Raw genomic sequence first — 15,230 nt, 5'->3', positions numbered from 1 at the left:
GATCCGGGATCGGCCAGCACCCTCGGCAGTCACGTCACCCGAGGGCGCGCACGATGTCGTCGACCCGCTCCTTGGCGTCTCCGAAGAGCATCCGTGAGTTGTCCTTGAAGAAGAGCGGGTTCTGCACGCCGGCGTAGCCGGTGGCCATGGAGCGCTTGAAGACCACGACGTCCTTGGCGTGCCAGACCTCGAGGACGGGCATGCCCGCGATGGGCGAGCCCGGCTCCTCGAGGGCCGCGGGGTTGACGGTGTCGTTGGCGCCGATCACCAGCACCACGTCGGTCTCGTGGAAGTCGCCGTTGATCTCGTCCATCTCGAGCACGATGTCGTAGGGCACGCGGGCCTCGGCGAGCAGGACGTTCATGTGGCCGGGGAGCCGTCCGGCGACGGGGTGGATGCCGAAGCGGACGTCGACGCCCTTCTCGCGCAGCTTCTTGGTCATCTCCGCGACGGGGTACTGCGCCTGGGCGACCGCCATCCCGTAGCCCGGGGTGATCACGACCGAGCGCGCCGAGGCGAGCAGGTCCGCGGTGTCCGCGGCGGTGATCTCGCGGTGGTCGCCGTAGTCGCGCTCCTCGCCGGTGACCCCACCGTCCGAGCCGAAGCCGCCCGCGATGACGCTCACGAACGAGCGGTTCATCGCCTTGCACATGATGTAGCTGAGGATCGCACCCGAGGAGCCCACCAGCGACCCGGTGATGATCAGCAGGTCGTTGCTCAGCATGAAGCCGGCGGCGGCGGCGGCCCAGCCGGAGTAGGAGTTGAGCATCGAGACGACCACCGGCATGTCGCCACCGCCGATGGCGGCGACGAGGTGGAAGCCGAGCAGCAGCGCCAGCACCGTCATGAGCAGGAGCGGGACCAGGCCGAGCTCGCCGTCGTCGGCGACGAACCACACCGCGAGCGCGGTTGAGCCGACGAGGATGGCGAGGTTGAGCAGGTGGCGTCCCGGCAGCATCAGCGGGCTAGAGGTCATCCGGCCGCTCAGCTTGGCCCACGCGACGATGGAGCCGGTGAACGTCACGGCACCGATGAAGACGCCGACGAAGACCTCGACGTCGTGCACCGCATCGGAGCCGCCGAGGTCGCGGAGCTCGAGCCAGGAGTTGTAGCCCACCAGCACGGCGGCGAGGCCCACGAAGCTGTGCAGCATGGCCACCAGCTCGGGCATGCCGGTCATCTCCACCGTGCGGGCCCGCCAGGCGCCGATCGAGCCACCCACGGCCATCGCGACGAGGATCAGGGCCATCGTCACGCCGAGCGGACGCTGGTCGCCGAACTGGCTGTTGCGGGCGGCGAGGACGAGCGTCGCGACGAGCGCCAGGCCCATGCCGGCCATGCCGAAGAGGTTGCCGCGCTTGGCGGTCTCGTGCTTCGACAACCCGGCCAGCGCCCCGATGAAGAGGATGCCCGCGATGATGTAGGCCGCCTGGATCAGTCCGGGCAGCTGCTCGGAGGTCAGGAAGTCGCTCACGTCAGTCCTTCCTGAACATCTCGAGCATGCGCAGCGTCACCAGGAAGCCACCGAAGATGTTGATGCTGGCCACGAGCACCGCGATCAGCGCCAGCACGGTCACCACGGTGTTGTCGCTGCCGACCTGCAGGATGCCGCCGACCAGGATGATCCCGGAGATCGCGTTGGTCTCGCTCATCAGCGGCGTGTGCAGCGCATGGGCCACGTTGGAGATGACGTAGTAGCCGACGAAGACCGCGAGCGCGAAGACCGTGAAGTGCCCGAGGAAGTCGGGCGGTGAGTACGCCGCGACGAGGGCGAAGAGCACCGCCGCGAGGCCCGCGGCGTACCACTTCCGGCGAGGGTCCGGCGGACGCTTCTCGACGGTCTTCTGCGGCTCGGCCGGAGCGGCCACAGCGGCCGCGGCCGGCGCGGCACTCACCTGGACCGGGGGCGGCGGCCACATCGACTCGCCGTCGCGGGCCACGGTGATGCCGCGTACGACGACGTCCTCGAGGTCGAGGACCAGCTCGCCGTCCTTGCCGGGGGTCATCAGCTTGAGGAGATTGACCACGTTGGTGCCGTAGAGCTGGCTGGTCTGCGCGGCCAGCCGGCCGGCGAGGTCGGTGTAGCCGAGGATCGTGACGAGGTTGTCGGTGACGACCTTCTCGTCGGTGCGGGTCAGCTCCACGTTGCCACCGTTGGCCGCGGCCATGTCGACGATCACCGAGCCGGTGCGCATCGCGGCGACCGTCTCGGCAGTGATGAGCCGCGGCGCGGGCCGGCCCGGAATGAGGGCGGTGGTGATGACGATGTCGGCGTTGCGGGCCTCCTCGTCGTACATCGCATCGGTCGCCGCCTCCTGGTCGGCGGTCATCTCCTTCGCATAGCCGTCGGACGAGACCTCCTGCTCCATGTCGACCGTGACGAACTCCGCACCCATGGACTCGACCTGCTCGGCGACCTCGGGACGTACGTCGAAGGCCCGCACGATCGCACCCATCGACCCGGCGGCACCGATGGCGGCCAGACCGGCGACGCCGGCGCCGACCACGAACACGCGGGCCGGGGGGACCTTGCCGGCCGCGGTGACCTGCCCGGTGAACTGGCGCCCGAAGGCGTGCGCGGCCTCGACGACGGCGCGGTAGCCGGCGACGTTGGCCATCGAGGAGAGGACGTCCATCGCCTGCGCGCGGGAGATGCGGGGCACCGCGTCCATGGCCAGGCCGGTGACCCGCTGCGCCTGGAGCTGCTCGACGAGCTTGGGGCTGCGGGCCGGTGCCATCAGCGAGATCACGGTCGCGCCGGCGCGGAGGCGCCAGATCTCGTCGGGGGTCGGGGCGTTGACCTTGACGACGACGTCGCTGGTCCACACCTCCTCGGCATCCGTCACCCGGATCCCGGCGGCCTCGAACGCCTCGTCGGGCTGGGCCGCCGCGGTGCCTGCGCCGCGCTCGACCACCACCTCGTAGCCGAGGGCCTGGAGCTGGCCGGCGGTCGTGGGCGTGGCCGCGACGAGCGTCTCGCCCTCGCGGGACTCACGGGGTATGCCGATGCGCACGTGGGGCCTCCTGTCGGGGTCGGACCGCGCTCAAGGTACACGCGGAGCACCCCCCGGCACGGGAGTCTCATGTGGTCCGGGTCACACCGCCGGAGGTGCGATCGAGTCGCGGGCCCGCACCGGCATGGGCACGAGGCGCTCTGCAGGAGGCGCCTCCGTGCCGAGCAGCGCCTCCACGGCGAGGCGTCCCATCTCGAACTGCGGCAGCCCGATGCTCGACAGGGAGGGCCGCAGCCAGCTGGCGAGCTCGGAGTCGTCGAAGGACACCACCGACACGTCGCGGGGCACCTCGAGCCCGACCTCGGCCAGCGCCTGGTAGACCCCGAAGGCGATCCGGTCGTTGAGGCACACGACGGCACGAGGGCGCCCGCCCCCGGCCAGCGCCTGCGCCATCACGTCGTACGCCGCCTCGGGCCACCACTTGCACGACAGCTGCTCGTCGAGGACGGCACCGGCGCCGGCGAGCTCGGCGACGATCCCCTCGAAGCGGCCCGTGCCGGGCAGGGAGCTGGCCGGCGTCTCGCCGACGAGCCAGATCCCGCGGCGGTGTCCGGCCCGGACGACGAGACCGGCCGCGGCGCGACCTCCCGCCACCTCGTCCGGGACGATCGCGGGGTACGGCGCGTCGCTGCGGCAGTTGAGGAGCACGACGGGGAGGCCGCCGGTCCCGCGCGGCGCGGACACCCGGTCGTGCGAGCTGGTGGCGACGACCAGGCCGGAGACCTGGCGACCGACGAGGTCCTCGACGAGCGCGGCCTGGAGGCTCGGGTCGCCCTCGGACTCGCAGACGAGGAGGCGATGGCCGTGCTTGAGCGCCGCGGTCATGCTCCCGCGGATCAGCTCGCCGCCGTAGTGCCCCGTGGCGATCGTGTCGGCGACCAGGCCGATGGTGCGGCTGTCCTGGGTGCGTAGGCTGCGCGCCGCCAGGTTGGGCCGGTAGTCCAGCTCGCGGGCGGTCCGCAGGACGCGCTGCCGGGTCTCCTCGGAGATCCGCATGTCGCGTCCGCTGAGGACGAACGACGCCGTCGTGGGCGACACACCGGCCCGCTCGGCGACGTCGCGCAACCGCACCCGCGATCGCCTGGCTCCCCGCATCTCGTCCCGCACCTCTCGTCATGTTTCGATCTGGTCACGTGCCACCCCAGGGGTGTTGACGTGGCGTAGGTCACAGGGTTTACTCCTGCCAAATCGTTTTAGCAAGGGTCCCGACGAGTCTGCTGGGGCCATTCAACCCCATCCGCGATTCCGCGAAGGAGCTCCACCCATGCGCACAAGAACTCGTACGATCAGGGCCGCGGCGGGCCTGCTGGCCGCCGGTCTGGTCCTCGGTGCCTGCGGGGGCGACTCCGACAGCGACACCGAGTCCAGCGGTGGCGACGCCCCCGAGGCGAGCGGCGGCGAGCTGCTGATCTGGGTCGGGGACGGCCCCGGCGGCGACGCCACCACCGCGCTCGCCGACGCGTTCGGCGAGGAGAACGGCGTCGACGTGACCGTCGAGGTCCTGCCCGGCTCCGAGCTGCAGGCCAACTTCGTGACGGCCGCACAGGCCGGGGACGCCCCGGACGTCGTGATGGGCGCCCACGACTGGATCGGCAACCTGGTCCAGAACGGCACCATCGACCCGATCCAGATCCCCGAGACGGTGTCCTCGACGCTCCAGCCGCTCGCCCTCGAGGCGGTCACCTTCGACGGGCAGACCTACGGCATGCCCTTCACGATGAACAACATCGTGCTGATCCGCAACACCGACCTCGCCCCCGACGCCCCGGCGACGGTGGAGGAGATGGTCGCGGCCGGCAAGAAGGCCGTCCAGGAGGGCGCCCAGGCGCCCCTGGCCTGGCCCGTGAGCAACACCGGCAACCCCTACTTCATCAACCCGCTCTACACCTCGGGCGGCGGCTACATGTTCGGCCAGACCGACGACGGCTCCTTCGACCCGAGCGACCTCGGCGTCGGCACACCGGGCTCGGTCGAGGCGTACGAGAAGATCGGCGAGCTCGGCGAGAAGGGCCAGGGTGTGCTGAAGCGCTCGGTCAACACCGACAACGCGATCGGCCTGTTCACCGAGGGCAAGACCCCCTTCCTCATCGAGGGCCCGTGGCAGCTGACCACGATCGACGCCAGCGACATCAACTACGAGGTGTCCGAGGTGCCCGGCTTCGAGGGCATGGACCCGGCCTCGCCGTTCATCACCGTCGACGCGGCGTACGTCGCCAGCGGGAGCGCCAACAAGACGCTCGCCCAGGAGTTCGTGACCAACTACTGGTCGCGGGCCGACGTCGGCGCCCAGCTCTTCGAGGCGACCAAGAACGTGCCGGCCAACACCGACACGCTGAGCCAGATCGAGGGCGACAACCCGGCCGTGGCCGCGGTGGCCGCGGCGGGTGCCGCCAACGGGCAGATCATGCCGAGCATCCCGGAGATGGCGGCGGTCTGGGACCCGCTGGGCAAGGCCGAGGCTGCCGTGATCGGCGGCGCCGACCCCGAGTCGACGATCCAGTCCGCGGCCAAGGCCATCGAAGCGGCCATCAACGAGTAGCAGTCCGTTCGTCCCTCGGGGCGGGCCAGTGAGCCCGCCCCGAGTGACGGTCGACCGCCCACGACATCGGCGAGGAGAGTCACGTGGCAGGCAGCACCACAACGCCCCCGGGCCGCAAGGCGCCCCGGTTCGGGCTGGGCGCCGACGGCACCAGCAGCCCGCTGATGCTGATGATCAAGATCATCGGCCTCGCCTTCATCACCGCGGTCGCGCTCTGGGCGGCCCTCCCGCTGTTCCGGGCCGACAACTGGCTGGGGCTGGCCGTCGTGGCCGCCGTCACCGGCCTGGCGTTCTACGTCTACCTGTCCCCCCGCACCGTGCCCATGAAGTACCTGCTGCCGGGCACGCTCTTCCTCATCGCCTTCCAGGTCGTCCCGGTCCTCTACACGGTCTCGACCGCGTTCACGAACTTCGGCGACGGCCACCGCGGCACCAAGGAACAGGCGATCACCGCCATCGAGGGAGCCTCGGTCAAGCAGGTCCCCGACTCCACGATCTACACCCTGACCCTGGCCACGGACGGCGACGCGGCGACGGGCGACATCGTCTTCCTGCTGTCCGACCCCGCCGCGCAGGAGAGCTTCGTCGGCACGGCCGACGGGCTCGAGCCGCTCGAGGAGGGGACCTTCGAGTCCCCCACCCCCGGTGGCAAGATCACCGCCGCCGACGACTACACCGTCCTCACCGTCCCCGAGGTCAACGCCCGCCAGGACGACATCACCGCCTTCAGCGTCCCCACCGACGACGGCGCCATCAAGAGCCAGGGCCTGTCGGCAGCCTTCGAGGGGGCTCCCCAGCAGTCCTACGACGAGGAGTGCGACTGCATCACCGACGCCACCACCGGCAACGTGTGGGAGGCGGACGCCGAGGAGGGTTCCTTCGTCAGCCAGGACGGCTCGCAGCGCAACCTCGCCCAGGGCTGGAAGGTCAACGTCGGCTTCGACAACTTCGTGCGTGTCTTCACCAACGACACGATCCGCGAGTCCTTCCTGCGGATCCTGGTGTGGAACTTCGCCTTCGCGATCGGCACCGTGGTCATCACCTTCGCGCTGGGCCTGCTGGTGGCGCTCGCGCTCAACAACCCGCTGATGCGGGGCCGCACCCTCTACCGATCGCTGATCATCCTCCCGTACGCCATGCCCAGCATCGCGATGTACCTCGTCTGGCGGGAGATGTTCAACAAGGACTTCGGTCTGATCAACCGGATCCTCGGCACCGACATCAACTGGTTCGGCAGCACGGCCAGCTCGATGTTCGCGATCCTGCTCATCCAGCTGTGGCTCGGCTACAACTACATGTTCCTGGTCATCACCGGCGCCCTCCAGTCGATCTCCTCCGACCTCGTCGAGGCGGCCGGGGTCGACGGCGCCAAGCCGTTCTACGCCTTCCGGACCATCACCTTCCCGCTGCTGCTCGTGGCGCTGGCCCCGCTGCTGATCACGTCGTTCGCCTTCAACTTCAACAACTTCACGGCGATCTTCCTGACCAGTGCGGGCGCACCCTTCCCGCCCGACAACCCGAGTGCCGGCAGCACCGACATCCTGATCACCTACACGTACCGGCTGGCGTTCGGCGGATCAGGCGCCGACTACGGGTTCGCCGCCGCCATCTCGGTGCTCATCTTCCTCATCGTCGCGACCGTCTCGATCGTGAGCTTCCGCCGCACCCAGGCCCTGGAGGAGATCAACTGATGGCAACCACGACATCGAACGCCACCCCGGCCGCGGCGGAGGACGGGTCGCCGCCGCCCGAGGTGGTCCGGCACGGCTCCGCCAAGGGCGGCTGGTTCCGGCGCACCGGGCTGAGCCACCTGGTCGGCATCCTGGCGCTGGCCTTCTCGATCTTCCCGATCCTGTTCGTGGTGTCGGCCTCGCTGAACCCCACCGGCACCCTGAGCTCGGCCACGCTGATCCCCCGGGAGGTCAGCCTGGTCAACTACCAGGAGCTGTTCGACGGATCGTTCCCCCGCTGGTTCGTCAACAGCCTGGTGATCGCCTCGCTCGCCGCCGCCATCTCGATGCTCATCTCGGCCTGCGCGGCGTACGCGTTCTCACGCTTCCGCTTCAAGGGGCGTCGGACCGGCCTCATGAGCCTGCTGCTCGTGCAGATGTTCCCGCAGTTCCTCGCGATCGTCGCGATCTACCTGATCTTCGCCGAGATCACCGAGCTGTGGCCGGTGATCGGCTTCAACACCTCCGCCGGGCTCATCCTGCTCTACCTCGGTGGCGCCCTCGGGGTGAACACCTGGCTCATGAAGGGCTTCTTCGACACCATCCCGAAGGACCTCGACGAGTCGGCCAAGATGGACGGAGCGACGCACTTCCAGGTCTTCTTCGGCATCATCCTCCCGCTCGTGGCGCCGATCCTGGCGATCACCGGCCTCCTCGGCTTCATCGGGGCGATCAACGAGTTCCTGATCGCCAGCATCTTCCTGCGGCAGGACGAGTCCAAGACCGCAGCCGTCGGCCTCTACGGGATGATCGCCGACCCGCTGACCAAGAACGCCCAGTTCGGTGAGTTCGCGGCGGGCGCAGTGATCCTGGCCATTCCGACGGTCGGGTTGTTCATGTACCTCCAGCGCTACATCGTCGGCGGACTGACCGCCGGCGCCGTGAAGGGATGAGTGGATCGTGGCCGAAGTAGTCCTCGACAAGGTCAACAAGCAGTACGAGAACGGCTTCCACGCCGTGCACGACCTGTCCATCGACATCGCCGACGGCGAGTTCATCGTGCTCGTCGGCCCGTCCGGCTGCGGCAAGTCCACCGCCCTGCGCATGATCGCGGGACTGGAGGACATCAGCACCGGCACGCTCACCATCGGCGACCGGGTGGTCAACACCCTTCCCTCGCGCGACCGGGACATCGCCATGGTCTTCCAGTCCTACGCGCTCTACCCGCACATGAGCGTGGCGGACAACATCGCCTACGGCCTCAAGCTGCGGCGCATGGACAAGAGCGAGATCGAGAAGCGGGTCAAGCGGGCCGCCGACATGCTCGAGCTCGGGCCGCTGCTCGACCGCAAGCCCAAGCAGCTCTCCGGTGGCCAGCGCCAGCGGGTGGCCATGGGTCGCGCGATCGTGCGCGAGCCGCAGGTGTTCCTCATGGACGAGCCGCTCTCCAACCTCGACGCCAAGCTGCGCGTGCAGATGCGCGCCGAGATCGCCCAGGTGCAGCGGGACCTCGACGTCACCACGATCTACGTCACCCACGACCAGACCGAGGCCATGACCATGGGCGACCGGGTCGCGCTCATGAAGGCGGGCGTGCTCCAGCAGCTCGGCGCCCCGCAGCACCTCTACGACCACCCCGACAACATCTTCGTCGCCGGCTTCATCGGCTCGCCGCCGATGAACATGGCCATCGGGAGGGTGGATCGCACCGACGCCGGCGTCACGGTGAGCTTCGGCGGGGCGACCATCCAGGTGCCCGACTCGGTCACCGCTGCCCGCCCGGCGCTCGCGTCGTACGCCGGTCGCGACGTCGCGGTGGGCATCCGCAGCGAGGACATGGAGGACGCCTCCCTGGCCCGCGACGCCGACAGCAAGGCGCGGCTGACCACGTCGGTGGCCCTCACGGAGGCCCTCGGCTCGGAGATCGTGGTGCACTTCCCCGTCGACGCGCCGCGCGTGGTCACCGAGGACACCAAGGCGCTCGAGCAGGACGCGGGCGTCGACGACGTGCCGGTGGCGCACGACGGCAACATCTGGGTGGCGTCGTTCAGCCCGCGCTCGCGCGTGCGTCCGCGCGACCAGGTGGAGATCGCCATCGACCAGGAGCGGCTGCACTTCTTCGACCCGGAGACCGGGTTGGCGATCCGCGACTGATGGCCGCGCTGGAGCCGCGGGCGCGCGTCGTCCTCACCGGCACCGACGCCGCGCCGGGGCCGGTCCCGCCGTGCTGAGGCTGGCGGGTCACTGGGTGTGGGACAGCTGGGTCGTCGACGACGGCGAGGACTTCCACCTGTTCTTCCTCAAGGCCGAGCGCTCGGAGGCGGGCCCGTCGTCGCGGCACACGCGCGCGATCGTCGGGCACGCCGTCTCCGGCGACCTGGTGACGTGGACCGAGTGCCCCGACGCGCTCGGACCGGTCGCGGGCGCGTGGGACGACCTGGCCATCTGGACCGGCTCGGTGGTGCGTGACGACGAGGGCCGGTGGCGGCTGTTCTACACCGCCATCTCCGAGCGCGGCGGGCTCACCGACCAGCGCCTGGGTCTCGCGGTCTCGGACGACCTCACGACCTGGCACCGGATCGGCGACGCTCCCCTGGTCGGCATCGACCCGCGCTGGTACAAGACGCACCCGCAGGACGTCGCGGCCAGCGAGACCTGGCGCGACCCCCAGGTGCTCCGCGACCCGGAAGGCGACGGGTGGCACATGCTGGTCACCGCCCGCGCCATGGGCGCGGACCGCAACGACGACGGCGTGGTCGGCCACGCCAGGAGCCGCGACCTGACGACGTGGGAGGTCGGCGCGCCGCTCAGCGAGCCGGGCAGCGGCTTCGGCCAGCTCGAGGTGATCCAGGTCCGGCACGTCGACGGCCAGTGGGTGCTGGTCTTCACCTGCCACCCCGACGAGCAGACCGACGAGCACCGGGCCCGCTTCGGCGACTTCTGCACCTGGTCGGTGCCGGGCGACTCGCCGCTGGGTCCGTGGGACGTGGCCGCGGCCCGGCCGTTCACGGCGGCACCCACCCTCTTCGCCGCCCCGCTCGTGCAGCGCCGAGACGGGTCGTGGTGCCTCATCGGCTTCCTGAACCGTGAGCCCGAGGGCATCGACGCGATGGAGATCGTCGACCCCATCGGGGTGCACCTCGAGGACGGCTACCTCGTGGCGGACCAGTCGGGCTGAGTCCTGCTCGACTCAGGCGCGCAGCCCGAGCCGGATCGCCCCGACGATCTCGAAGCCCGCCGCACGGGCCTCGTCGCTCATCGAGATCCCGTTGATGAAGGGGTGTACCAGCGCGGTGTGGCGCCGCAGCGTCACCGGCACGCCGGCGTCGCGCAGCGCCCTCGCGTAGGCCTCGCCCTCGTCGCGCAGCGGGTCGAAGCCGGCCACCACGACGTACGCCGGCGGCAGGCCCGCCAGGTCGTCGGCCAGCAGCGGCGAGGCCCGCGGGTCGCTGCGGTCGGTGTCGGGCCCGAGGTAGTGGTCCTCGTACCAGTCCATCTCGCCGTCGGTGAGGAAGAAACCGTCGCCGTACGCCGCCCGGGACGCGGTGCGACGGCTGAAGTCGACGCCCGGGACGACGAGCACCTGGAGGTCGGGCAGGTCGTCGCTGCCGCGGAGCTGCTGGCAGGCCACGGCGGACAGGTTGCCGCCCGCGGAGTCGCCGGCGACGGCGAGGCGGGAGCCGTCGTAGCCCCACTGCTCGCCGTGGCGGCGGGCCCAGCGGACCGCGTGCACGGCGTCCTCCACCGCGGCGGGGAACGGGTGCTCGGGCGCGAGCCGGTAGTCGACCGACAGCACGGCCACCCGGCCGTGACGGCACAGGAAGCGGGTGACGGCGTCGTGGCTCTCCACGCTGCCGAGCACCCAGCCGCCGCCGTGGAGGAACACGACCACGGGCGGCGGGCCGTCGAAGCCACCCGGCTCGTCGGCGGGGAGGTAGAGGCGGGCCGGGACCGGGACCTCGCCGGGCTCGTCGAGGGTCACGTCGTGGACGGCGCCGACCTCGATGGTGGGCCCGGTGAAGGTCCACGACTCCTTCTCGAGCAGTGCCCGGGCGGCGGGCACGTCGAGCTGGTCGTACGACGTCTTGCCGGTCAGCGCCAGGGCGCGGAGGGCCAGGGCGAACTGCGGGCTGAGCCGCTGGCCCTCGCTGGTGACGCCGCTGCCGGCGAGCAGCGACTGGAGCCGGGCCGGGCTGGCCGAGGCCACCCGGTTGACGGCCCGCTCGAGGCGGTCGCGGCGGGTGGGCCGCACGGCACCCACGTCAGTGCGCCACGCCGTACAGGCGGTCTCCTGCGTCACCGAGGCCGGGGACGATGTAGCCCTTCTCGTTGAGGCGCTCGTCCATGGCGGCGGTCACGACGGTGACCGGGACGTCGAGCCCCTCCAGGCCCTTCTCCAGGGCAGCGACGCCCTCGGGGGCGACCAGCAGGCAGATGCAGGTGATGTCGTCGGCGCCGCGGTCGGTGAGGAAGCGGATGGCCGCGGCGAGGGTGCCACCGGTGGCCAGCATCGGGTCGAGGACGTAGCACTGGCGACCGGACAGGTCCTCCGGGAGGCGCTCGGCGTAGGTCGACGCGGCCAGCGTCTCCTCGTTGCGGATCATGCCGAGGAAGCCCACCTCGGCGGTCGGGAGCAGCCGCATCATCCCGTCGAGCATCCCGAGGCCGGCGCGCAGGATCGGCACCACGAGCGGCTTGGGCGTCGCGAGCTTGACGCCGGTCGCCGCGGCCACCGGAGTCTGGATGGTGTGCTCGTTGACGCGGACCTCGCGGGTCGCCTCGTAGGCCAGCAGCGTCACCAGCTCGTCGGTCAGCCGGCGGAAGGTCGGGGAGTCCGTGGTCTCGTCCCGCAGCGTCGTGAGCTTGTGGGACACCAGCGGGTGGTCGACGACGTGGGTGCGCATGGCGCAAACCCTAGTGGGCGCGGGCGTGAACAGGGTTGGCGGCGGGTCGCCTTTCTGCGACGCTGGAGGCTCGGCGGGGACGGAGCACGGGAAGGGGTCTCCATGTCTGAGCAGTCGGACGGAGTCGACTTCGCGCTCGCCGCCTTCCGCGACGACGGGGAGTGGCAGCTGCAGGAGATCGCGTCGCCCGCCTTCGAGTCGGTCGACTCCCTGTCGCACGCTCTGCGTCGCCTGCCGGGCGACGCCGGTGCCGTCGGCATGGTCGCCGTCGACGAGGACTTCTTCGTGCTGGTCCGGGTGGACGGCTCGTCCACCCGGGTGCTGCTGTCCGACGTCACCGCTGCCGAGGAGTGGGAGCTGGCACGGTCGGCCCTCGACGTCCTGGGCCTGCCGCCGCTCGAGGACGAGGACGAGCCGGCGCCCGCGGGCGACCTCGAGCTGCTCGGTGACCTCGGGCTGCACGCCGTGGACCTCGCCGTGCTCCTCGACGACGTCGACCTCTACCCCGACGAGATGCTCTCCGAGGTCGCCCGCCGCCTCGGCTTCGGCCAGCTCTTCGACGACGTCGTCGGCTTCACGTCTGCATGAGCCCCGCCGCTCCCCCGGTGTGGGACACCGCGATGCGCCTCGCCCTCGACGAGGCCCGGGCCGCCGGGACGACCGGCGACGTGCCGATCGGCGCGGTCGTCCTCGACCCGTCCGGTGGCGTCCTCGCCCGCGGCCACAACGTCCGCGAGGCCGCGGGCGACCCCACCGGCCACGCCGAGGTCGTCGCCCTGCGCGCCGCCGCCCGCGCCCTCGGCGAGTGGCGGCTCACCGGCTGCACCCTGGTGGTCACGCTCGAGCCGTGCACCATGTGCGCCGGCGCGGCCGTGCTGGCGCGGGTCGACCGCGTCGTCTTCGGTGCGTACGACGACAAGGCCGGCGCCGCGGGGTCGCTCTGGGACGTGGTGCGCGACCGGCGACTCAACCACCGGCCCGAGGTCGTCGCCGGCGTCCTGGCCGCCGAGTCGACCTCCCTGCTGGACGCGTTCTTCGCCGGTCAGAGGTCGATTTAGCACCTCGTGCGACGTCCGGTAATCTCTCCCGCGGTGGCGTGTCCGAGCGGCCGAAGGTGCATCACTCGAAATGATGTGTGGGGTCAAACCCACCGTGGGTTCAAATCCCACCGCCACCGCCATGTGATGTCCCAGGACATCTGCAAGGCCCGGACCCACGGACGTGGGTCCGGGCCTTGTGTCATCTCGGGGTGCACCGATCCGGGCCTTCGGCTCGCGGGTGCCACGATGTCGCCATGCGCGCTGTCGTCCTGGATGCCGTCCGAGCCCGACCCGAGGTCCGGGAGGTGCCCGATCCCGTCGCCCCGGCGGGCGGGGTGGTGGTGCGGGTGATGGCCACCGGGATGTGCCGCAGCGACTGGCACGCCTGGGCCGGCCACGACGACCTCGCCTTCCCCCACGTGCCGGGCCACGAGCTGGCCGGGGTCGTCGAGCAGGTCGGCCAGGACGTCCGCGACTGGCAGGCTGGGGACCGGGTGACGGTGCCCTTCGTCTGCGGCTGCGGCCGGTGCGAGTGGTGCCGGGCCGGTGAGGCGCAGGTCTGCCCCGACCAGCAGCAACCGGGCTTCACGCACTGGGGCTCCTTCGCCGAGCTCGTCGCCCTCCACGCGGCCGACACCAATCTGGTGGCCGTCCCGGAGGAGGTGGACTTCGCCACCGCGGCCGGTCTGGGGTGCCGCTTCGCCACGGCCTACCGCGCCCTCGGCGCGCGGGCCCGGCTGCGGGAGGACGAGTGGGTAAGCGTCGTCGGTGCCGGCGGTGTCGGCCTCAGCGCGATCATGATCGCCCGCGCGCTCGGGGCACGGGTGGTGGCCGTGGACCGCAACCCCGAGGCCCTCGAGGTCGCCACCGCGCTGGGCGCCGACCACGTCGTGCTGGCCGACGGGGTCGACGTGCCGTCCGTGGTGGCCGACCTGACCGGCGGTGGCAGCCACGTCGCCGTCGACGCGGTCGGCAGCGAGCAGACGAGCGCGGACGCGATCCTCGGCCTGCGCCGCCGCGGACGCCACGTCCAGGTCGGGCTGCTGCCCCCGGTGGACGGGCACCCGCGGGTGCCGATGGCGCGCGTCATCGCCTGGGAGCTGGACCTGCTCGGCAGCCACGGCATGGCGGCGGTCGACTACCCGGAGATGCTCGAGCTGATCCGCAGCGGCGCCCTCGCTCCGCAGCGACTCGTCGAGCGCACCGTCAGCCTCGAGGAGGCAGCGGCGCTGCTGCCCGGCTTCGACACGGCGACCGTGGCCGGCATGACGATCGTCGACCCGACGCGCTGAGTCGACGCCGCCGGGGGACTACGAGGCGGCCGCCCCGTGCGACGTACGGCGCCGGGCCCGGACGACGACGTCGTGCAACGGCGCCTCCCGCCCCTCCATCGTCCGGCTGCGCTCCTCGGCGGAGACGACCTCCCACGCGTCCGGGTCGAGGCAGCCGACCACGCTCGCCGCGGTGACAGTGGCGTGCGCGGGCGGCTGGTCGTCCTCGGCGCCGTGACCGGCGTCGTGTCCGTGGCCGTGGCCGTGCCCGTGGTCACCACCCGGGTCCTGGAGGTGGCCGACCACGAGCAGCGTCCCACCCGGCGCGACCCAGGCGGCGATCCGCTCGTAGAACGCCAGCTGGGGCATCGCGGGGTGCGCGTAGTGGGTGGTGACCAGGTCGAAGGCGCCCACCGGCTCCCACGTGCCCAGGTCCGCCGGCCGCCAGTCGATGCGGTCCGCGGCCGGGCTCGCGGCCGCCCGCTCGGTCGCCCGCGCCAGCACCTCGGCCGAGATGTCGGCGGCGGTGACCCGCCAGCCGTGCTCGGCGAGCCAGATCGCCTCGGCGCCCTCGCCGCAGCCGGCGTCCAGGGCCGTGCCGGGCACGAGGCCCTCGGTCCCGGTGGCGAGGTAGGGGTTGGCGGGAGCCTGTCGGTGCCCGTCACGAGCACCCACCTCACGCCAGTGGTCCTCCCAGTAGTCCGCGTCGAACCCGTGCGTCATCGTGCCTCCGTGTCTCGGCCTGACCGGCGTCCGGTGCGCGGTCGGGTCCTCGGTCGCCAGCCTGCGGCG

14 protein-coding genes and 1 tRNA gene are annotated in these 15,230 nt (G+C 71.4%); 9 read left to right on the top strand and 6 right to left on the bottom strand.

The annotated features are described in order from the left end of the window. Positions 1-34 precede the first annotated feature (34 nt). From pntB to ASG88_RS14390, 3 genes are all read right to left on the bottom strand, one after another. Positions 35-1,474, bottom strand: a complete 1,440-nt coding sequence (pntB, locus tag ASG88_RS14400) for a Re/Si-specific NAD(P)(+) transhydrogenase subunit beta (RefSeq protein ID WP_235534859.1) — start codon at positions 1,472-1,474, stop codon at positions 35-37. Between the two features lies 1 nt (position 1,475). Continuing rightward, a complete protein-coding gene (locus tag ASG88_RS14395) occupies positions 1,476-3,014 on the bottom strand; it encodes a Re/Si-specific NAD(P)(+) transhydrogenase subunit alpha (protein WP_056888113.1) in 1,539 nt (512 codons plus the stop codon). 81 nt (positions 3,015-3,095) lie between these two features. Beyond that, complete coding sequence (locus tag ASG88_RS14390) at positions 3,096-4,085, bottom strand: LacI family DNA-binding transcriptional regulator (protein WP_200956454.1); 990 nt, start codon at positions 4,083-4,085, stop codon at positions 3,096-3,098. A gap of 193 nt (positions 4,086-4,278) precedes the next feature. Here ASG88_RS14390 and ASG88_RS14385 point away from each other — a divergent pair, with 193 nt between their 5' ends. The 5 genes from ASG88_RS14385 to ASG88_RS14365 all read left to right on the top strand — a co-directional run bounded on the left by ASG88_RS14385 (position 4,279) and on the right by ASG88_RS14365 (position 10,401). Next, positions 4,279-5,553: a maltose ABC transporter substrate-binding protein gene (locus ASG88_RS14385; protein ID WP_056888112.1), complete on the top strand. Its 1,275-nt coding sequence runs from the start codon at positions 4,279-4,281 to the stop codon at positions 5,551-5,553. An 83-nt stretch (positions 5,554-5,636) separates the two neighbouring features. After that, positions 5,637-7,244: an ABC transporter permease subunit gene (locus tag ASG88_RS14380; RefSeq protein ID WP_200956453.1), complete on the top strand. Its 1,608-nt coding sequence runs from the start codon at positions 5,637-5,639 to the stop codon at positions 7,242-7,244. After that, positions 7,244-8,176: a sugar ABC transporter permease gene (locus ASG88_RS14375; protein ID WP_082600451.1), complete on the top strand. Its 933-nt coding sequence runs from the start codon at positions 7,244-7,246 to the stop codon at positions 8,174-8,176. Before ASG88_RS14380 ends, ASG88_RS14375 begins: the two co-directional genes overlap by 1 nt. 7 nt (positions 8,177-8,183) lie before the next feature. Beyond that, on the top strand, positions 8,184-9,377 hold the full coding sequence (locus tag ASG88_RS14370) for an ABC transporter ATP-binding protein (protein WP_056888110.1): 1,194 nt from the start codon (positions 8,184-8,186) through the stop codon (positions 9,375-9,377). 70 nt (positions 9,378-9,447) lie between these two features. Beyond that, a complete protein-coding gene (locus ASG88_RS14365) occupies positions 9,448-10,401 on the top strand; it encodes a hypothetical protein (RefSeq protein ID WP_056888109.1) in 954 nt (317 codons plus the stop codon). Positions 10,402-10,413: 12 nt separating this feature from the next. Here the strand turns inward: ASG88_RS14365 and ASG88_RS14360 are convergent, their stop codons facing one another. Then, on the bottom strand, positions 10,414-11,475 hold the full coding sequence (locus ASG88_RS14360) for an alpha/beta hydrolase (RefSeq protein ID WP_162259851.1): 1,062 nt from the start codon (positions 11,473-11,475) through the stop codon (positions 10,414-10,416). 10 nt (positions 11,476-11,485) lie between these two features. Then, positions 11,486-12,127, bottom strand: a complete 642-nt coding sequence (gene upp / locus ASG88_RS14355) for a uracil phosphoribosyltransferase (protein ID WP_056888107.1) — start codon at positions 12,125-12,127, stop codon at positions 11,486-11,488. Positions 12,128-12,229: 102 nt separating this feature from the next. Here upp and ASG88_RS14350 point away from each other — a divergent pair, with 102 nt between their 5' ends. From ASG88_RS14350 to ASG88_RS14335, 4 genes are all read left to right on the top strand, one after another. Further along, entirely contained in the window at positions 12,230-12,715 is a 486-nt protein-coding gene (locus ASG88_RS14350) for a tRNA adenosine deaminase-associated protein (RefSeq protein ID WP_056888106.1), read from the top strand. 32 nt (positions 12,716-12,747) lie between these two features. After that, complete coding sequence (locus tag ASG88_RS14345) at positions 12,748-13,185, top strand: nucleoside deaminase (RefSeq protein ID WP_056888289.1); 438 nt, start codon at positions 12,748-12,750, stop codon at positions 13,183-13,185. Between the two features lie 32 nt (positions 13,186-13,217). Further along, positions 13,218-13,307, top strand: a tRNA-Ser gene (locus tag ASG88_RS14340). A gap of 114 nt (positions 13,308-13,421) precedes the next feature. After that, on the top strand, positions 13,422-14,459 hold the full coding sequence (locus ASG88_RS14335) for a zinc-binding dehydrogenase (RefSeq protein WP_056888105.1): 1,038 nt from the start codon (positions 13,422-13,424) through the stop codon (positions 14,457-14,459). A gap of 18 nt (positions 14,460-14,477) precedes the next feature. Here the strand turns inward: ASG88_RS14335 and ASG88_RS14330 are convergent, their stop codons facing one another. Beyond that, positions 14,478-15,161 (bottom strand): class I SAM-dependent methyltransferase, encoded by a 684-nt coding sequence (locus ASG88_RS14330; RefSeq protein ID WP_056888104.1) that lies wholly within the window; start codon positions 15,159-15,161, stop codon positions 14,478-14,480. Between the last annotated feature and the right edge of the window lie 69 nt (positions 15,162-15,230).

The sequence above is a fragment of the Nocardioides sp. Soil777 genome, from assembly GCF_001428425.1.
Classification (GTDB): domain Bacteria; phylum Actinomycetota; class Actinomycetes; order Propionibacteriales; family Nocardioidaceae; genus Nocardioides; species Nocardioides terrigena.
The sequence above is the reverse complement of the archived record's forward strand: the minus strand, read 5'-3'. Positions and strand labels throughout refer to the sequence as shown.